Here is a 17,433-nt window from a genome sequence, read left to right as displayed (position 1 = left end):
GGCGCGCCGCGCACGGGCCAGGACAGGCGCGAGCCTGGAACGGCTCCCGGGGCGCCGGGTACCGCGCCGACGCCCGGCCGGGATGCCGGCGGGCCTGCAGGCGCCGCTCCAGCGCGGGAAGGACGCCGGGGCGGCGACGACTCGCGCCCGGGCGGGTTCCTGCCCGGCCTCGCCGCGGGGGCCGCAGCCGGTGCGGCGGCCGCCGCTGGGATCTCGGCCGTGCGGGAGCGCCGCCGGGAGGTGCAGGAGGACGGCCGGACCGTCATCCAGGAGCCGGGCCGCGTAATCGTGCGGGACCGTGACCGGGTGTTCATCCGCCACGACGAGGCGGAGCGCTTCGAGGAACTCGGCCGGTCGCGCCGCGAGCGGCGGGGCAGCGAGACCGTGACGATCGTGGAGCGTCCCGGGGGTGGCGAGGTGATCACGGTCGTGGACGAGGACGGCCGGCTGGTGCGCCGCATCCGGAGGACGCCGGAGGGCCGCGAGGTCGTGATCATCGACAACTCGTTTGCGGGGCCGAGGCGCCGGGCCGTTTACGAGGAGGTGGTCGAGCTTCCGCCGCCCCCGATGCGCATCCCGCGCGAGCGCTACATCGTGGAGGCCGAGGAGGCGCCGCCGGAGCTCATCTACGAGACGCTTTCCGCGCCGCCGCTGGAGCCGATCCGGGAGCGCTACACGCTCGACCAGGTCCGCTACAGCCCCGCGCTCAGGGCCCGCATGCGCAGCGTGGACTTGAACACGGTCAACTTCGAGACCGGCTCCTGGGAAGTCAGCCCGGACCAGGCTGGCCGCCTGTCCGTGATCGCCCAGGCGATCAACCGGGCGCTGGCGCAGGACCCGCAGGAGGTGTTCCTGATCGAAGGGCATACGGATGCGGTTGGTTCTGACATTGACAACCTGTCGTTGTCCGACCGCAGGGCGCAGTCCGTGGCCGAGCTCCTGACGCGCGCATACCGCGTTCCGCCCGAGAACCTGACCACCCAGGGCTACGGGGAGCAGCACCTGAAGGTGAATACGCAGGACGCCTCTCGGGAGAACAGGCGCGTGACGGTTCGGCGGATCACGCCTCTTCTGCAGGGACAAGCGCAGCGTTAAGCGACTGGGCGACACGCGTCGGAGCGTCCGATTCCGAACGGCCGCCCCGGCGCGTGTCTCCCCTGTCCCATGCGAATGCGGCCAGAGCCGCCGATCGAGTAAGCGCGTGTCGATGAGCAAGCGTGACGAGCCCCAGCAAGCCTGCGCGGGCACGCCGGACGCCCCCCGGCAGGAGCAGGTCGAGGCTGCGATCACGCGCGTCCTCGACGCCGTGACGCCGGTCCGCCCGCCCGCAAAGGCCGGCGGAGGAGCCCTGCGACGCGCCGACGAGATCGGCCGCGCTACCCCCAAAGCGAAACACCGCACCTGAGCCGATTCAAAAATTCGCCTCAAACCGCGGAAAGCTTGCGCCCGGGGGTAGGACGGAGAATCGGATGCAGGGATCAGGAAAGGCGCACGGCGGGCGCCGCTTGTTCGGACATGCGTCAGTCGTGCGTCAGCCCATAGCCATTGCGCTCGTGACCGGCATCGCCGCGGGATTGCTCGTGATGGCGCTGCACGAGCCGGAGCGTCCGGCCCGGAAGACGGAGAATAGCAAGAGCCTCGACCGCCTGACCTGGGAGGTTGAGCAGGTCCCAACCCGGATGACCCGGACCTACGACACGATCGCGACCTTTGCGCGTCCCATCGTGGAGCCGAGCCCCTGGAGCGAGTCGGCAGCGCAGCCCGAGCCGTCGAGGAGCCTCGCTGCGGTCCGGCCAGCGCCGGGCGACCGTGCCGGACGGGAGCCGCCCCGCAAGCTCGCCACCCTGCCGCCGAACCGGCCTACTGTCATCGAGCCGGCCGTGGTGCCACCTCCCCCGTCGGCGGTCAGCCCGCCCGCCGAGGAGCGCGGCCTTGAGGTGCTCGGCTGGCGGGTTCCTGGGACGGACAAGATCCAATCCGTTCTTCCCGACGGCCGCGCCGTGGTCAGAGGTGTCACCTCTCTCGGGGACCGCATCTCCGGAGCGGGCGAAACCCTCGCGCAAACGGTCGGGCTCCGATAGGCCGGCTCAGGCCAGTTCGGCCTGATAGGCAGCCTGCACCGCCTCGGCGCCATAGAGCCTCTCCAGGCGCCGGACGGTGAAGTGGGCCTGCGCGACGGTGCGGAAATGCTCGAGGAAGGCGGCGTTGACCGCCGCCCCGCCCAGCGCGCCCAGCACGGGAACCGCTGCCGCCGCTACCTTCTGCGACACGACCACGCCGAATCGCGAAGCAATCTGGGCCATGAAGCGCACCAGCGCCGGCGCGCTGGCATCGGCTAGGCCCTGTCCCGCCGCGAGCTTCGCGACGTGACCCAGGGACCGTGCGAGCGCCGTGCGGACCGCGAAGTACCCGCTGCCCGCAAGATCATCCGCCTCGGTCCGGGAGCCCAGCGCGAAGACCTCAAGGCAGGCGAGGCGTGTCTCGGGGTCGGCGAGATCCTCCCCGTTCTCCCTCGCGATCCCGGCGATCGTCCGGAGGATCAGCACCGTCGAGACCGGCAGTTCCACGGGCAGGCTCACCAGCCCCAGGGCCCCGCCGAGCGCTCCAGACGTCACTGCCGCCACCCTGTCGAAACCCCTGATCCGCAGCCTGTCCGTTTTCGGGATCGTCGTGAGCGCCGCTCGCATCGCGGTCCTCAGGGCGACATCCGTGGCCCGGCTCACCGCCTGCTGGGCCGGCACCGGGAGGTTGCGGCCGATCGCCTCCAGAGGACGGCCCGCGAGCGTCGAGAGGCGGCCCACCAGGGTCGAGCCTTCGAGGATTTGAACCGCCTCGCGCAGCGCCGCGCGGTCCTCGGGCGACAAGTCGCCGCCGCCGGTAGATGTCACAGGCGCAAGCCCCGTCGCTTCGTTGGGGTCGGGCAGCGTCAACTCGCTCGACACGATCTCCTCCGTTGAGGATTTCCAGGACGACGGAGAACGCGCGGCGGCCCTGCGCGATCCGTGTTCGGATGCTGCATTGCGAAATCCTTGACGATTTCGCCTTCATATTGCCGTGTCGTCGTGACGAAGAAAGTCCATGCCCGCCGCCATGGAACGGAGCGATGCGCCTTCAAGCGCCCCTCCCCTGAAACGCAAGATCGCCGCGATCGTCGCGGCGGACGTGGCCGGCTATTCGCGCCTGGTCGCGATGGACGAGGAAGGCACGCTGCGCGCCTTTGCGGCGGCGCGCGAGATCTTCGACGGGCTCGTGCATCGGGCTGGTGGCCGCATCTTCAACACGGCCGGCGATTCGGTGATGTGCGAGTTCGACTCGGCCGTCGAGGCGGTGCGGGCTGCGGTCGACATCCAGGACAGCCTAGCCGCGGCGAGCCAGGACCAGGATCCGGCCCGCCGCATCGAATTCCGGATCGGCATCACCATCGGGGACGTGGTGGAGCGCGGGGACGACCTCCTCGGAGACGGTGTCAACATCGCTGCGCGCCTGGAGAGCATGGCGCCCCCCGGCGGGATCTGCGTTTCGCGCTCCGTTCACGAGGCGGTGGCGAACAAGATCCCGGTCGAGTTCCAGGATATCGGCCCCCGGCGGGTCAAGAACTTCCCGCAGCCGCTCCATGCATTCGTGATCTCGCGCCGTCCTGGGGCTCTGGTCGCCGGCGAACCCGTCATGCTCGACGCTCGACGCGAGCGTCTGTCCGAGGTGCCGGCGGACGATGCCGTGTCCGGGCGACGCCGGCTTCTGGTCGCGCTGACGCTGCTCGTGGCTGCCGGCGCTGCCGCCATTCCGGGCCTGCCGATGATGATGAAGATGTACGGCACCTGGAGCGAGGTGGCCCGGCCACCATCGCGGCCCGAGTCGAACCTCGCCAGCCAGACGCCCGTCGAGATCGTAACGGCACCCCCCAAGACGCCGGCGCAGTCGGCAAACGTCCAGAAGCCGCCGGTGAGGGCCGCCGAAAAGGCGCCCGAGAAGCCTCCCGCGACGGATAAGCCTACCCAGGAGAAACCCGCGGCGGACGACAAGCCGCGCACTCCGCCGGCCGAGCGGCCGAAGCCGATGCCTGTTGCGCAGGCGGCGGCGAGCTTCGTCGCGCTTTCCCGCGCGGGCGTGCTGCCGGATGCGAAGACGGTGCCGGAGCTCTACCACAACGCGCGCGCCTTCGAGGCTAAAGGAGACCGCGGCGCGGCACTGCGCGCCTATGCGGCAGCGGCCCCGGTCGCGGGCGAAGCGGTGGATTTGGCGATCCGGTACGTCACGCTGATGCGCGCCACGCTCGGGGCCGAAGCCGCCCGCAAGGTCGCCCAGGAGCTCGCCAGGACGAACCCGGGCAAGGCGAGCGCCCTCGCGGCCGCGATGCAGAGCGAAAGCCCGGACCGACGCGCTCGCCTCGAGGCGCTCGCGAGCGACAACCCCGACTTCCTGCCGGCTTCCTACTTCCTTGCCGAAGCCCTGATGGAGAAGCGGCAGGGCGCGCCGACCCTGACCGACCGCCGCCTCGCGTTCGCGGCCCTGGACCGCTTCATCGAGGGCGCGGAGACCGGCTCGCTCTCGCAGCTCTTCATTGACGCGAGCTTCCTCGAGGGCTGGCTGGAGGCGGCTCGGACCCGCCGCGGCGAGATCGAGACCTTCTTCGCCAGCTCGTCGGCACGTCCCTCCGCCAGCTTCAGCCGGTCCGAGACGGGCTGGATCGCGCGGGTCTCCCTGCCGGAGGCGGGTACGCAGATCTCGGCCCGCATCGGCGAGACCGGGGAGGCAGCGCCCGCCAACGGGGGAGCGAAGCCGGCGACCAATGCCGATATCCCCCTCCCCCAGGGTGTCGGTCGGACGACGCTGTATCTGACCTACCGCGACCTGTCCGGCCGGGAGGCGGGACCGTTCCCGATCCCGTTCGATCCGGCATCCGCGCTCGTGAATGCCGGGCGCGAGACGCTCGAGCGCTTCCCGGATTCCTGGGTGTCGTTCCGGCCGGACCTGCCCGACCTCCTCTCATACGGCCAGCTGGTGGTGCATCGCTGCGCCCTTCGGGCTGCCCTGATCGGATTTGGCGATTCCCCGCCGCAGGACATCCTTCCCCTGCCGCCGTGCGAGCCGGGCGCGAGCGCGGGCCCTATCGACACGCGCTCGGTCATCACCCTGCCGGCCGGGACGGATTCCGTACAGGTCCAGCTTGCCTATGCCGATGGCACCGAGAGCCAGATCCGCACCTTCCGGCGGCCCTGACCTCGATGCTGCGATCAGGCGAGCGCGGAATGCAGGACGCGCTGCAGCTCGTGCTGGGCGAAGGGCTTCTGCAGCACCGGCCGGTCCCGATAGGGCTCGTCGATCCCGGCGGAGCCATAGCCGGTCGAGAACACGAACGGGATGTTCCGCCCGGCGAGCGCTTCGGCGACCGGGTAGATGGGCTGGCCAGCGAGGTTCACGTCAAGAACGGCGAGATCGAGCTGCTCGCTCTGCGCGAGCTCCGCGGCTGTCGCAAGCCGGCCTGCCGGCCCCACGACCTCGCAGCCCATGTCGAGCAACATGTCCTCTAGGAGGAGTGAAATTGCGACCTCGTCTTCCACGACGAGCACGCGAAGTCCGGCCAGCTTCTGATCGGCCTCGGAGACCGGTGGTGACATTCTCTATTCCGTTGGCCCGCACCCTGCATTCCGCGGGTGGGCAGTCATGATCGGTGTGTTGGTTTGCCTGAACGGCCACGTCAAGGACGGGGGCCGAACAGGCTTTAGGATTTCTGGATTTCGGGAAGATCCGTACCGAGTTCCCGGCTCGAAAGCTCTTACTTCGTGATAGGTTAACCATGGCGGCCCGAGATCGACAGCTCGCGTTCAGCTTTGCCGGGCAAGGAAGCTTGACCATGCCGAGGAGCGGGCTCCGGTCCAGCCGCACGAAACAGAGGGAGAGGTGGGCGTGAGCGGACACGCGGATCGCGTGAGGGCGCGGGCGGAGGAGCCGGGCGAGCCGAAGCTCCCGGTCCTCATGGTGCTTCACCAGGAGCACTCCACCCCAGGACGCCTCGGCCGTTTGATGCGGCTGCGGGGCCATCCGCTCGACCTCCGGCGACCCCGCTTCGGCGATCCGCTCCCGGCGACGCTTTCCGGGCATGCCGGGGCGATCGTGTTCGGCGGCCCGATGAGCGCCAACGACAACGAGGACTACATTCGGCGGGAGATCGACTGGCTCGGCGTGGCCCTCAAGGAGCAGAAGCCGCTCCTCGGGCTGTGCCTGGGGGCGCAGATGCTGGCCCGCCATCTCGGCGCGCGCGTCTACACGCATCCGGAGGGTCGAGCCGAGATCGGCTACTATCCGCTCCTTCCCACCGAGCCGGGACAGGCCTTCGCGGGCGAGATCGGGGCCGCCTGGCCGGGACACGTGTACCACTGGCACCGCGAGGGGTTCGATTGTCCGCCCTGCTCGGAGACGCTCGCCAGAGGAGACGATTTCCCGACGCAGGCAATCCGCGTCGGTTCTGCGGCGTTCGGCTTCCAGTTTCATCCCGAGGTCACACACGCGATGATGTGCTGCTGGACGGTGCGCGGCCACGAACGGCTCAGCGCGCCTGGCGCGCAGGACCGGACGCGGCAGATCGAAGGCCGGCTGATGCACGATCCCGCCGTGCGGGTCTGGCTGGATGCCTTCCTCGACCATTGGCTCGCCGGTGGAATGGAGGCGGCCCTTCCTCCCCCGAGCCCTGCCGCCAGCACGAAACTCGCGTGAGCATGCAACCTTAGTCGCCGCTCCACCTACAAGGCTCGACAGGGCAACCGTTCCCGCTAAAACCTCCCCAAGGCAGAACGCGCCTCGCAGACCCTCGGGAGGAAATCATGAGATTGTTGTTCGCGGCCATGGCCGCCGGTTCGCTCGCGCTCGCAACGGGAGCCAGCGCGCAGGCCGTGAAGATCGGCATGACGGTGTCGACGACCGGTCCGGCCGCGTCGCTCGGCATTCCCGAGGCGAACACCGCCAAGCTGATGCCCAAGGAGATCGGCGGCATCCCGGTCGAGGTCATCGTGCTCGACGACGCCTCGGACACCACCAAGGGCGTCGCGAATACCCGCAAGCTCCTGACGGACGACAAGGTCGACGTCGTTGTCGGCTCCTCGACGACGCCGGTCTCCCTCGCCATGCTCGAGGTGGCCAGCGAGATGAAGGCGCCAATGATTTCGCTCGCGGCCTCCGCGGCGATCGTCAGCCCGATGGACGAGAAGCGCCGCTGGGTCTTCAAGACCCCGCAGAACGATCGCCTCATGGCCGACGCCCTCGTCGACTACATGGCGGCCCAGAAGGTGAAGTCGGTCGCCTTCATCGGCTTCAACGACGCCTATGGCGACGGCTGGCTCAACGTCATCACGCCGGCCCTGAAGGAGAAAAACATCCAGCTCGTCGCGACCGAGCGCTATGCCCGGACGGATACGAGCGTGACGGGACCCGTCCTCAAGCTCATGGCGGCCAAGCCCGAGGCCGTGCTGGTCGCCGGCTCCGGGACCCCGGCTGCCCTGCCGCAGAAGACGCTCAAGGAGCGTGGATACGCGGGCAAGATCTACCAGACCCACGGCGTCGCCAATGCTGACTTCCTCCGCGTCGGCGGCAAGGATGTGGAAGGCACGATCCTGCCGGCGGGACCGGTCCTGGTTGCGGCGCAGCTGCCGGAAACGAATCCCGTGAAAAAGGCTGGCCTGGACTACGTGCAGAAGTACGAGGCCATGTTCGGCGCCGGCTCCGCCAACACCTTCGGCGCGCACGCGAACGACGCCCTCGTCCTGCTGCAGGCCGCCATTCCGGTCGCGGCCAAAAACGCCAAGCCCGGCACGCCCGAGTTCCGCGCCGCCCTGCGGGATGCGCTGGAAGGCCTGAAGGACGTTGTCTACAGCCAGGGCGTCGTCACGATGACCAAGGACGATCACGTCGGCCAGGACAAGCGCGCCCGCGTCATGGTCACGATCGAGAACGGCGCTTGGAAGCTGCTGCCGGAAGCGGCGACGCAATAAGACGGTCGCGGCTGCATGGGCCGGCGCCTCCTAGCGCCGGCCTACCCCCTCGCAATCTCGCGAGGAGCCGTGACAGCCGGCGGCGCGCTCACCATATTCAGCTCCGAAATCGGAGCTGATCAATGTTCCTCTTCCGCAAGAAGACCGAGGTGCCGAGCCAGGCCGACGCTTTGCCTGGCCGCCCCAACCCAATCCCGACCGCCGAACGCCACTTCGTGAATGGCCGCCCGCTGAAGGGGCCCTATCCCGGGGGTGCGCAACTGGCCGTGTTCGGGATGGGGTGCTTTTGGGGGGTTGAGCGGATCTTCTGGCAACTGCCGGGCGTCTGGGTGACGGCCGTCGGCTATGCTGCTGGCCACACGCCGAATCCCACCTACGAGGAGGTCTGTTCCGGGATGACCGGGCACAACGAGGTCGTCCTCGTCGTGTACGACCCTGCGCAGATCGCCTACGAGCAGTTGTTGAAGGCGTTCTGGGAGGGGCATGACCCGACTCAGGGCATGCGCCAGGGCAACGACATCGGCACCCAGTACCGCTCCGGCATCTATGTCTTCGACGAGGAGCAGCGCCAGGCGGCTGAACGGTCGAAGGCGGCTTTCCAGGCCGCACTGGACGGGCGGGGCTACGGCACGATCACGACCGAAATCCGCGAAGCCGGTCCCTTCTACTTCGCCGAGGATTATCACCAGCAATATCTGGCCAAGAACCCCGGCGGTTATTGCGGGCTCGGCGGCACCGGCGTCACGTGCCCGATCGGTGTCGGAGTCGCGGCTTGATGGACCAGACCGGGGAAGCGCAGAATGGCCGGGGTCCCCTGGCCGAGCGCATTGTCGAGACCGTCATCTTCTCGAGCCGCTGGCTGCTCGCCCCATTCTATGTCGGGCTTGTCCTGGCGCTGGGCGTCCTGCTGCTGAAGTTCATGCAGGAGCTCCTGCACTTCGTCTCCCATTCGTTCCGGGCGACGGAGGCCGACATCATCCTCGGCGTGCTGACGCTGGTCGACCTCACCTTCACGGGGTCGCTCGTGGTGATCGTGATCTTCTCGGGTTACGAGAACTTCGTGTCGAAGATCGACATGGCGCAGACTCGCGACTGGCCGGAATGGATGTCGAAGATCGACTTCACCGGCCTGAAGCTCAAGCTCATGTCGTCCATCGTGGCGATCTCGGCGATCCAGCTCCTGAAGATCTTCATGGACCTGAAGAACATCTCGGACCGGGAGGTCGCCTGGTATGTCGGCCTGCACGTCGTGTTCGTGGTGTCAGGACTTGTCTTCGCCCTGACCGACCGGTTCGGCGAAGGCGGCCACGGCAAGTCCCACGGGGACAAGCCGCAACCGCATCTCTGACCGACCCGCGGCGCCTTAGGGCGCCGCGAGCACCTGCCGGCACTCATCCGGCAGGGCCGCCATGGTCATCGGGGGACGCGGTTTCCCAGGCTTCGGGAACAGCATGGCCGGGGTGAACCAGCGGTCGAGCTCGGAGCCGCAGCCCTCGCTCTCCGGCGGCGGGTCCTGGGACCGACAGCTGCCGCTCCCGGCCGGGCAGCCGAGCCGGATGTGGAAGTGGTAATTGTGGCCCCAGGTCGGGCGAACCTTGGCCAGCCAGTCGCGGTCGCCCCTGGCGTCACGGCAGAGCGCGCGCTTGATCGCCGGGTTCACGAAGACGCGCTCCACCTCGTCCTCCCGGGCCACCGCGCGGAGGAGCGCGAGATGCCCCGGCGTGTAGCGCGCCGGGTCGGTGTCGAGGCGGTCGGGCCGGACGAGGTTCGTCGCCGACATCTCCTCCCGTTCCGCCCTGCTCAGGCGACGATCCGGCATCGGGGTGAGCCAGATATCGGCGTCGAGCCCGAGTTGGTGAGACGCGTGCCCCGTCAACATGGGCCCGCCGCGCGGCTGGGCGAGATCGCCGACCAGCAGTCCCGGCCAGCCGTTGATCTGCGGCACCCGCGCCGAGAGTCGCTGCAGGAACGAGACCATGGCCGGGTGGCCCCAGTTCCGGTTCCGCGACAACCGCATCACCTGCCAGTTGGGCCCGTCGATCGGCAGCGCCGCCCCGCCTGCGAGGCAGCCCCTCGAGTAGAAGCCGATGGCCCGCGGCGCGAGCGGAGCTGGCGCCGTTGCCCGGCCGAAGAGCTCCTTGGCAGGAGTTGCGGGATCGTTCGGGTTGGCGAGGGGCGGCAGGGGCTTCGGGTTCAGGGTGCCGCGATCCTGCGCGAGCGCGGGGCCGGACAGGCAGCCCATCAGGGCCAGGGCATGAATCAGACGCATGCGGTAAGTCTAGCCGAGCGCATCTCTGTCCGAAATCGAGCCAATTGTCCGGTCAGGCGCCACCGGCCCGCCTGAACTCGCTCTCGATGTCGCGCACGCGCCCACGTCCGGAGCGGCGTGCGGCCAGGATGCCGCCGATCGCCGCCGCCACGCCCACAATCGCGGCGGCCGTCACGACGGGGTGGAGTTGCGCTTCGAGATAGACGCTCGTCTCTCGGCGCCCGCCGGGCAATCCGGAATGCTCCATCCCATCCTGGCGCGGCGCATAGAGGTTGTCGCGACGCCCAGGCGGAGTGGGCACCTCCGTCTTTTGTCCCTGGAATCCGACCGCCTCCATCATGAGGTCGGTGAGCCGGGGGAAATGCGCGCCCATCAGCGAGATCGCATAACCGCCTAGGCCGACCACGATCGTCCGCTTCGGGGTCTCTGCCGCGTGCAGGATCGCCTTCGCGACGAGCGAGGGGTCATAGGCAGGCGGGGGGTTGCGGATGCCCGGCGCATCGAGCCTGCTTCTCGCGTGCTCGAAGAAGGGCGTGTCGATCGCGGACGGCTTGACGAGCGTCACCGAGACCGGCGCACGGTCATGCTCCAGTTCCATGCGGAGCGTGTCCGTGAAGGCCTTCACGGCATGTTTCGCCGCCGCATAGGGCCCCTGCAGCACGAGCGCGCGGTCCGACAGGACGCTGCCGATGTTGATGATGGCGCCGCCTCGCTCACGTAGTTCGCGGGCCGCGATCAACGAGCCATGCACGACGCCCCAGTAATCCACGTCGAAAACCCGGCGGTGATCGGCCAGCGGGATGTCCTGGACCGTGCCGTAGACGGACACGCCGGCGTTGTTGACCCAGGTATCGAAGCCGCCGAAGGCCTCGCGGGCCCGCGCGGCGACATGCTCGAGATCCTCGCGCCGGGCAACGTCAGCAACCACGACGGCCGCCTCGCCTCCCCCGCGGCTGATCTCAGCGGCCAGGGCATCCAGGGCCTCGCGATTGCGCGACACCAGCACGAGACGCGCTCCGCGGGACGCCGCCAGATGCGCCGTGGCGAGCCCGATGCCGCTCGACGCACCCGTGATCACGATGACCTGGTCGCGGATCGGCTTCAGCTGGATGGCCATTTCTTCTTCCCTCGAACGCCGCTCCAACGTGGGGCCGGAGAGCCCAGTTCCTGCCGGGGGCCGCACCGGAACCGTGAAACAGGCGTGACGTTCACCTCGCAGCTTCAACGAAACGCATGGAGGATCCGATGGCGATCGGCACGACAGACTACGTGACGGGCCAGACGAGCGGCGATGCGGCCGCAGGGATACCGACGCCCGCCGGCAATTCCCTTATCGCAAGCGACCGCGTGGAGGGCACTCCCGTCCGGCGGCCGGACGGCGAGAAGATCGGCACGATCGAGCGGCTGATGATCGACAAGCTCTCCGGCAAGGTGGCCTATGCGGTGATGAGCTTCGGCGGCTTCCTCGGGCTCGGCGAGGATTACCATACGATCCCGTGGTCCGCGCTGAAGTACAATACGGCACTGGACGCCTACGAGATGAACCTGACCGAGGATCAGCTCCGGGATGCACCCCGGCGGACGGGCGAAGGCCGCGACCCGTCCTTCGACCGCGACTGGGAGGAGCACGTCCACCGCTACTACAACGCCACTCCCTATTGGGGGATCTGATCCCCGATGGGGCATCGAGGATCGAGGTATCCTTTGATCCCCTGATCCTCGGCTTCTCAGCCCTCGGCGGCGCCCCCCCGGCGCCGCTGAACGAGCTGGGCGAGGGGCGTGGCGCCGGGCGCTCGCTCGAGCGGTCGGAATCGCACCACGTTTGCGGGCGCTTCGCCCGCCAGGATGTCGTCCTCCGGATCGCGATCCATGACGTCGAGAGTCCTGGCGATGAGGCGTCGCGCCTCGGCGAAAGATTCATCGACCTGCAGGATGTAGTACGCCTGCTGCAGATGGTCCTGCGCCAGCGTCTTCAGCCGTGTTCTCAACTGTCCACCTGCCGACATCCCGAATCGAAACCTCGGAGCCAAGGTTACCGATTCCAGAACGGGTTCAACAGGCAGGAGAGCTGCGGCAATACTTCGATCCAGCCCTAATTTGATCTTGAATCGATTCGCGAAGAGTCAAGCGTTCAGGCACTATTCCCATCCCGCGGCCAAGTACCGTCAGCCTCGGGGTGCTGCTCCACCAAGGAGCGATCATCGTTTTTCACCGAGTTCACACGTGTGGAGACCGGCCACGCGATCATCTCCTCCGCCGGGAACGGACCCAGAAGATCGCGAGGATCCTCCTCCGTGCCGAGCCAACGGCGGAAGTCCGCGGGCTTCAGGATGGCGGGCATTCGGCTGTGGATAGGACGCACAACCGCGTTCGCTCGGGTCGTCACCACGCAGAAGGTCCGGATCCATTCCCCTGTCGCCGGGTCCTTCCAGTTCTCCCAGAGGCCCGCGAGGCCGAAGGGCGATCCGTCTCGCATCGCCACACAGAATGGCTGCTTGATCTTTTCGCCCTCCACGGGCTTCCACTCGTAGAAGCCGTCGATCGGCACGATGCAGCGCCGGCGCGCATAGGCGGGCGCGAACTCTGCACGATGGGTCAGAAGCTCGGCCGCCGCGTTAATCAGAGGCTTTTTCGGCTTCTCCGGCGAGGAGGAGGGGATGAGCCCCCAACGCAGGAGCTCCAGCGAGCGCTCGCCCGTCGCCGGGTTCTGCCGGATGACCCAGAGCTCCTGCGTGGGGGCACCATTGTAGCGAGGCGGCGTGTTGCGGAATCGGTCTCCCGAGGGATCTCCCCTCCCCTCCACGATCTGAAGAGACAGGATGTCGGGAGGGCTTGCCTGCACCACGCGTCCGCACATGAGGAACAGCTTAGCTCAGATCGGCATTCGGCGGCAGCGCGCGAGCGCGCTTTACCCTTCCTCCCGGGTAGCCTTGACCACGGATTCTGCCGCGGCCCGTACTCGGACGTCGGAGAGGTCGTTCTCGCCGATCTCGGCATCAAGCGCGTCCTGAACGGCGCCGCGATCGATCGGACCGGCCCGCAGTTCCCCGGCGAGCGAGGCGATCTTCGCGGCCGAGTCGGCGCAATCGGGGCACTGGCGCGCAACTCCCATCGCGAGTTCCACGATGGCCCCGAGGATCGCATCCGGGTCGCGCGACATCCTGGTCTCCCGCTCTCAGCCTCGTTGATTGCCGACCGGTCCTCGCAGAGCTTGCGCCCATCCGGGCTCGGCTTCATCACCCCAGCATGAAAGAGGGACCTGACGGCCGGCTGCCCATCGAGGCGATCCTGCCTGATCTGACCGCCGCACTCCAGCAACGGCCTAATGCCGTTCTCGTTGCGCCGCCCGGGGCGGGAAAGACGACGCGAGTCCCGCTCGCTCTCATCGAAGAGAGCTGGGCGAAGGGCGGCCGCATCATCCTGCTCGAACCGCGCCGGCTCGCCGCGCGGGCGGCAGCCGACCGCATGGCCCGGACGCTCGGGGAGCGGGTCGGCGATACGGTCGGCCTGCGAGTGCGCATGGAATCGCGTGTCGGGCCGAAGACCAGGATCGAGGTTGTCACGGAGGGCGTCTTCACGCGCCGCATCGTCGAGGATCCGGCGCTCGAGGGCGTTTCCGCCGTGCTCTTCGACGAGTTCCACGAGCGTTCGCTGGATGCGGATCTGGGTCTCGCGCTTGCCATCGAGGCGCAGGCTGGGCTGCGCGAGGACCTCCGTATCCTGGCCATGTCGGCGACACTGGACGGCGCGCGCGTTGCGGCCCTGCTCGGCGACGCTCCGGTCATCCGCTCCGAAGGCCGCGCCTATCCGGTCGAGACTCGCTACCTCGGGCGCGACCCCAACCGCCGCATCGAGGAGCAGGTTGCCGATGCGACGCTCAGGGCATTGCGGGCCGAGCCCGGCTCGGCACTCGTCTTCCTGCCTGGCGCGGGCGAAATCCGACGGGTCGAGACGGCCTTGAACGAGCGGCTGAGCGATCCAGGAATCGACGTCGTGCCTCTTTTCGGCGCCCTGGACCGGGGCGAGCAGGACGCGGCGATCAGGCCGGCTCCGCCCGGCCGGCGCAAGGTCGTGCTCGCGACGTCCATCGCGGAGACCTCCCTGACGATCGAGGGTGTCCGGATCGTCGTGGATTCCGGCCTCGCCCGCGTGCCGGTCTACGAACCCGGGATCGGGTTGACGCGCCTGGAGACCCGCCGCGCCTCGCGCGCCTCGGCGGACCAGCGCCGCGGCCGCGCCGGGCGCACGGAGCCAGGGATCTGCTACCGGCTCTGGGAGGAAGCGGCAACGGGCTCGCTCGACGCCTTCAGCCGCCCGGAGATCCTGGCCGCCGACCTCTCCGGGCTGCTTCTCGATTGCGCCGAATGGGGGGTTGCCGATCCGACCAGCCTCCCGTTCCTGGATCCGCCGCCTGCCCCTGCCTTGGCCGAAGCACGGGTCCAGCTCACGGAGCTTGGCGCTCTCGATACCGACGGACGCATCACGCCGGTCGGGCGCCGTATCCGCGCTCTGCCCTTACCGGCAAGGCTCGCCCGGATGGTCCTGTCCGGTGCCGAGCACGGCTGCGCAACGGAGGCGGCGGTACTCGCGGGGCTCGTCTCCGAACGGGGGCTCGGCGGAGATGCGGTCGATCTGGAGGATCGGCTCGATCGCTTCCGCCGCGACCGCTCCGGCCGGGCAACCGAACTCCGCCGCATGGCTGCAGGCTGGGCGCGGCTAGCCGTCCGGGATGCTGCGGCGCTTCCTTCACGGGAGGAGGACGGCGTCTCCACAGGCTTCCTGGTCGCCCTGGCCTATCCGGACCGGATTGCCAAGGCGCGCGGAAAACCCGGCGAGTACGCGATGGCGAATGGCCGCGGCGCCGCGCTGGAGCCGCATCTCGCCCTCGCCCGCCAGCCTTTCATTGCCATCGCGGAAATCGCGGGCGGAGCGGCATCCGCCCGTATCCTCGCGGCCGCGGCGATCTCGCCGGAGGAGATCGAAAGCCTCGCAGCGGGCAGGATCGTCTCGCGCGAGGAGATCGTATTCGACCCAATCGCGCGGGCCCTGCGCGCCCGATCGGTCCGGCGGCTCGGATCGGTGCTGCTCGGCGACAAACCCCTGCCCGTGCCGGCGACCGAGGATTCCGCCCGCATCCTCGCTCGCGGGCTCGCGGGGCTCGGCGCGGCGCAACTGCCCTGGTCCGATGGCAGCCGTCAGCTTCGCGACCGCATCGCCTTTCTGCGCAGTGCGGAGGGGCCGGAATGGCCGGACCTATCGGACGCCGCGCTCGGGGAGAGCATCGAAGACTGGCTGGCGCCCCACCTTGTCGGCAAACGGGGCCTGGCGGACATCTCCGCGGCCGAGTTGCGGGATGCCCTGGAGGCGCTGATCCCGTGGGACAAGCGTCGGCGTCTGGACGAGGAGGCGCCGACCCATCTCACCGTCCCCACGGGGTCTTCCATCCCGGTCGATTACGCGGCGGAGGGAGGACCCGCTATTTCCGTCCGCGTGCAGGAGTTGTTCGGCCTCGCGAAACACCCCACGATCGGGGGAGGCCGCGTCCCTCTCGTGCTGAACCTGCTCTCGCCCGCGCACCGGCCGATCCAGGTCACCCGGGACCTGCCGGCCTTCTGGCGCGGCTCCTGGAGCGACGTCAGGTCCGAGATGCGCGGCCGCTATCCCCGGCACCCCTGGCCGGAAGATCCGGCCAATGCCGAGCCTACCCGCCGGGCGAAGCCGCGCGGGACGTGAGCGCGACCCGTCAGCCGGAGAGCCGGGCCACCCTGGCGCCGGTTACTCGCGCGAGAACATGGGGGTCGATCGGGAATACCGTTGAAGGCGTGCCGGCAGCCGCCCAGACCCGCTCGTGCCGTAGCAGGTCCTCGTCCATGTAGGTCTTGAGGATCCGCCCATGGCCGAAGGGCGGGATGCCGCCGATGGCAAAGCTCGTCCAGGCCCGGACCGCCTTGCCGTCTGGGCGGATGATCGCCTCCCCGATCTCCGCCCCGGCAAGCGCCTCGTCCACCCGGTTGGCGCCCGAGACGAGCAGAAGCAGCGGCTCGCCGCTTTGGTGGCCCGCGAAGACGAGCGACTTCACGATCGCGGCGACCTCGCAGCCGCAGGCCGCTGCGGCCTCTTCGGCCGTCCGCGTCGGGGCGTGGTGTTCGAGAATCTCGATCGCAAGGCCGAGCCCCACGGCGGCCTCGCGCACACGATCCGAGGCCGGGGGGAGCGGACGGGTCACCGCCCCAGCCCCATGACCTGGCCGAAGGTTATCGGGTCCCGGCCCATCGTGATCGGCCCGAGCCCGCAGAATTTGCCGGTCGAGTCCATGCCGCGCAGTTCCGCCTCGACCCGGAACGCGCCGGGCTCGCCCGAGATCGTGAAGAGGTGGTAGCCGGCCCGGTGCGTCAGGGCGCCGCCTCGGGCTGAGGCGCTCGGCGCACCGACGACCGGCACCCAACCGTCCGGCCCCTCGATATGCGCGACCGAGCCGACATGGTTGTGGCCATGGATGATCAGGTCGGCGCCGACTTTCCGGATAATGGCCTCGAACTTGTCGGCATCGGTCAGATTCCGGCCGGCGGGCGCCCCGCCCACATGCGGCGGATGGTGGATGAGGATGAGGCGGAAGAGCGGCTCCCGGGCGAGTGCCGCCAGCAGCTCCTCGGCCTCCTTGCGCTGCGTGCGCCCCAGCTTGCCCGAGGCGACGAAAGGCGCGGTCGGCACGGCGGACGAGAGGCCAACGATCGCAACCTGGCCGCGCCGGCGCAGGTAGGGAAACCGATGCGGACTGGGTTCGTCGCCGCGGGCGAAGGGATCCACGGCCTTGAGGAGCCCGGCGAGCGATTTCTGGACATAGGCGTCGTGATTGCCGGGCACGAAGCTGACGGTCTCCGGGCTGCCGAGCCCGTCGAGGAACAGCCGAGAGCTCGGCCACTCGCTGGCGAGGCCGAGATTGCAGATGTCACCCGTGCAGGCGATGTGGTCCGGGGTCTGGTCGCGGAGATCGCTCACGAGCCCCGCCAGCACATCCATGTCGTGGGCGTCGCGCCGCCCGCGGCGCCAGTTCACATAGCCGGTGAAGCGCTTGCCGAGCAGGTGCCGGATCGCCGGCCGGGGCAGCGGCCCCACATGGGGGTCGGTCAGGTGGGCGATACGGAACATGCGGCCGCAAACTCGGGCCGAGTTCCCGCC

Annotated in this window: 19 protein-coding genes; 10 read left to right on the top strand and 9 right to left on the bottom strand. The window is 69.0% G+C overall.

Annotated elements, in window-relative coordinates; all coding sequences use genetic code 11:
- The 3 genes from ACO2SS_RS26380 to ACO2SS_RS26370 form a co-directional block, all read left to right on the top strand.
- Positions 1-1,095 (top strand): OmpA family protein (locus ACO2SS_RS26380; protein WP_423280839.1); only part of this gene is annotated, 1,095 nt, incomplete at its 5' end.
- Between the two features lie 112 nt (positions 1,096-1,207).
- Positions 1,208-1,405 (top strand): hypothetical protein, encoded by a 198-nt coding sequence (locus ACO2SS_RS26375; RefSeq protein WP_423280838.1) that lies wholly within the window; start codon positions 1,208-1,210, stop codon positions 1,403-1,405.
- Between the two features lie 64 nt (positions 1,406-1,469).
- Positions 1,470-2,081, top strand: coding sequence for a hypothetical protein (locus ACO2SS_RS26370; RefSeq protein ID WP_423280837.1), 612 nt, complete (start codon positions 1,470-1,472; stop codon positions 2,079-2,081).
- Between the two features lie 6 nt (positions 2,082-2,087).
- Here ACO2SS_RS26370 and ACO2SS_RS26365 read toward each other — a convergent pair whose 3' ends face one another.
- Complete coding sequence (locus ACO2SS_RS26365) at positions 2,088-2,942, bottom strand: EcsC family protein (protein ID WP_423280836.1); 855 nt, start codon at positions 2,940-2,942, stop codon at positions 2,088-2,090.
- A 136-nt stretch (positions 2,943-3,078) separates the two neighbouring features.
- On the opposite strand from ACO2SS_RS26365, the gene ACO2SS_RS26360 reads away from it, so the two are divergent.
- A complete protein-coding gene (locus ACO2SS_RS26360; protein ID WP_423280835.1) occupies positions 3,079-5,220 on the top strand; it encodes an adenylate/guanylate cyclase domain-containing protein in 2,142 nt (713 codons plus the stop codon).
- Positions 5,221-5,234: 14 nt separating this feature from the next.
- Here the strand turns inward: ACO2SS_RS26360 and ACO2SS_RS26355 are convergent, their stop codons facing one another.
- Positions 5,235-5,618 carry a response regulator gene (locus ACO2SS_RS26355; protein ID WP_423280834.1) on the bottom strand — a complete coding sequence of 128 codons (384 nt, stop codon included), beginning with the start codon at positions 5,616-5,618 and terminating at the stop codon, positions 5,235-5,237.
- 289 nt (positions 5,619-5,907) lie between these two features.
- On the opposite strand from ACO2SS_RS26355, the gene ACO2SS_RS26350 reads away from it, so the two are divergent.
- The 4 genes from ACO2SS_RS26350 (at position 5,908) to ACO2SS_RS26335 (ending at position 9,333) form a co-directional block, all read left to right on the top strand.
- Positions 5,908-6,714 (top strand): glutamine amidotransferase, encoded by an 807-nt coding sequence (locus ACO2SS_RS26350; protein ID WP_423280833.1) that lies wholly within the window; start codon positions 5,908-5,910, stop codon positions 6,712-6,714.
- 107 nt (positions 6,715-6,821) lie between these two features.
- Positions 6,822-7,985: an ABC transporter substrate-binding protein gene (locus tag ACO2SS_RS26345; protein ID WP_423280832.1), complete on the top strand. Its 1,164-nt coding sequence runs from the start codon at positions 6,822-6,824 to the stop codon at positions 7,983-7,985.
- A 122-nt stretch (positions 7,986-8,107) separates the two neighbouring features.
- Positions 8,108-8,761: a peptide-methionine (S)-S-oxide reductase MsrA gene (gene msrA, locus ACO2SS_RS26340; protein ID WP_423280831.1), complete on the top strand. Its 654-nt coding sequence runs from the start codon at positions 8,108-8,110 to the stop codon at positions 8,759-8,761.
- Positions 8,762-8,799: 38 nt separating this feature from the next.
- Complete coding sequence (locus tag ACO2SS_RS26335; RefSeq protein ID WP_423280842.1) at positions 8,800-9,333, top strand: TIGR00645 family protein; 534 nt, start codon at positions 8,800-8,802, stop codon at positions 9,331-9,333.
- Between the two features lie 15 nt (positions 9,334-9,348).
- Here ACO2SS_RS26335 and mepA read toward each other — a convergent pair whose 3' ends face one another.
- Both mepA and ACO2SS_RS26325 read right to left on the bottom strand, forming a co-directional pair.
- A complete protein-coding gene (gene mepA, locus ACO2SS_RS26330; protein WP_423280830.1) occupies positions 9,349-10,254 on the bottom strand; it encodes a penicillin-insensitive murein endopeptidase in 906 nt (301 codons plus the stop codon).
- Between the two features lie 52 nt (positions 10,255-10,306).
- On the bottom strand, positions 10,307-11,365 hold the full coding sequence (locus tag ACO2SS_RS26325) for an SDR family oxidoreductase (protein WP_423280841.1): 1,059 nt from the start codon (positions 11,363-11,365) through the stop codon (positions 10,307-10,309).
- A 134-nt stretch (positions 11,366-11,499) separates the two neighbouring features.
- On the opposite strand from ACO2SS_RS26325, the gene ACO2SS_RS26320 reads away from it, so the two are divergent.
- Positions 11,500-11,925 (top strand): PRC-barrel domain-containing protein, encoded by a 426-nt coding sequence (locus ACO2SS_RS26320; RefSeq protein ID WP_423280829.1) that lies wholly within the window; start codon positions 11,500-11,502, stop codon positions 11,923-11,925.
- Between the two features lie 56 nt (positions 11,926-11,981).
- Here the strand turns inward: ACO2SS_RS26320 and ACO2SS_RS26315 are convergent, their stop codons facing one another.
- From ACO2SS_RS26315 to ACO2SS_RS26305, 3 genes are all read right to left on the bottom strand, one after another.
- Positions 11,982-12,242, bottom strand: coding sequence for a hypothetical protein (locus tag ACO2SS_RS26315; RefSeq protein ID WP_423280828.1), 261 nt, complete (start codon positions 12,240-12,242; stop codon positions 11,982-11,984).
- Between the two features lie 143 nt (positions 12,243-12,385).
- Positions 12,386-13,111 carry an SOS response-associated peptidase gene (locus tag ACO2SS_RS26310; RefSeq protein ID WP_423280827.1) on the bottom strand — a complete coding sequence of 242 codons (726 nt, stop codon included), beginning with the start codon at positions 13,109-13,111 and terminating at the stop codon, positions 12,386-12,388.
- Positions 13,112-13,162: 51 nt separating this feature from the next.
- Positions 13,163-13,414, bottom strand: a complete 252-nt coding sequence (locus ACO2SS_RS26305; RefSeq protein WP_423280826.1) for a hypothetical protein — start codon at positions 13,412-13,414, stop codon at positions 13,163-13,165.
- A gap of 86 nt (positions 13,415-13,500) precedes the next feature.
- Here ACO2SS_RS26305 and hrpB point away from each other — a divergent pair, with 86 nt between their 5' ends.
- Positions 13,501-15,987: an ATP-dependent helicase HrpB gene (gene hrpB, locus ACO2SS_RS26300; RefSeq protein WP_423280825.1), complete on the top strand. Its 2,487-nt coding sequence runs from the start codon at positions 13,501-13,503 to the stop codon at positions 15,985-15,987.
- 10 nt (positions 15,988-15,997) lie between these two features.
- Here hrpB and ACO2SS_RS26295 read toward each other — a convergent pair whose 3' ends face one another.
- Positions 15,998-16,480 (bottom strand): YbaK/EbsC family protein, encoded by a 483-nt coding sequence (locus tag ACO2SS_RS26295; protein ID WP_423280824.1) that lies wholly within the window; start codon positions 16,478-16,480, stop codon positions 15,998-16,000.
- A complete protein-coding gene (locus ACO2SS_RS26290; RefSeq protein WP_423280823.1) occupies positions 16,477-17,403 on the bottom strand; it encodes a metallophosphoesterase family protein in 927 nt (308 codons plus the stop codon). Before ACO2SS_RS26290 ends, ACO2SS_RS26295 begins: the two co-directional genes overlap by 4 nt.
- Positions 17,404-17,433 lie beyond the last annotated feature (30 nt).

It is taken from the genome of Enterovirga sp. CN4-39 (assembly GCF_049446235.1).
GTDB lineage: Bacteria > Pseudomonadota > Alphaproteobacteria > Rhizobiales > Beijerinckiaceae > Enterovirga.
The sequence above is the reverse complement of the archived record's forward strand: the minus strand, read 5'-3'. Positions and strand labels throughout refer to the sequence as shown.

Coding starts and splice junctions, on each gene's coding strand:
- msrA (WP_423280831.1), top strand. CDS start 8,108: ATGTTCCTCTTCCGCAAGAAGACCGAGGTGCCGAGCCAGGCCGACGCT.
- mepA (WP_423280830.1), bottom strand. CDS start 10,254: ATGCGTCTGATTCATGCCCTGGCCCTGATGGGCTGCCTGTCCGGCCCC.
- ACO2SS_RS26375 (WP_423280838.1), top strand. CDS start 1,208: ATGAGCAAGCGTGACGAGCCCCAGCAAGCCTGCGCGGGCACGCCGGAC.
- ACO2SS_RS26320 (WP_423280829.1), top strand. CDS start 11,500: ATGGCGATCGGCACGACAGACTACGTGACGGGCCAGACGAGCGGCGAT.
- hrpB (WP_423280825.1), top strand. CDS start 13,501: ATGAAAGAGGGACCTGACGGCCGGCTGCCCATCGAGGCGATCCTGCCT.
- ACO2SS_RS26370 (WP_423280837.1), top strand. CDS start 1,470: ATGCAGGGATCAGGAAAGGCGCACGGCGGGCGCCGCTTGTTCGGACAT.
- ACO2SS_RS26290 (WP_423280823.1), bottom strand. CDS start 17,403: ATGTTCCGTATCGCCCACCTGACCGACCCCCATGTGGGGCCGCTGCCC.
- ACO2SS_RS26355 (WP_423280834.1), bottom strand. CDS start 5,618: ATGTCACCACCGGTCTCCGAGGCCGATCAGAAGCTGGCCGGACTTCGC.
- ACO2SS_RS26310 (WP_423280827.1), bottom strand. CDS start 13,111: ATGTGCGGACGCGTGGTGCAGGCAAGCCCTCCCGACATCCTGTCTCTT.
- ACO2SS_RS26305 (WP_423280826.1), bottom strand. CDS start 13,414: ATGTCGCGCGACCCGGATGCGATCCTCGGGGCCATCGTGGAACTCGCG.
- ACO2SS_RS26360 (WP_423280835.1), top strand. CDS start 3,079: ATGCCCGCCGCCATGGAACGGAGCGATGCGCCTTCAAGCGCCCCTCCC.
- ACO2SS_RS26345 (WP_423280832.1), top strand. CDS start 6,822: ATGAGATTGTTGTTCGCGGCCATGGCCGCCGGTTCGCTCGCGCTCGCA.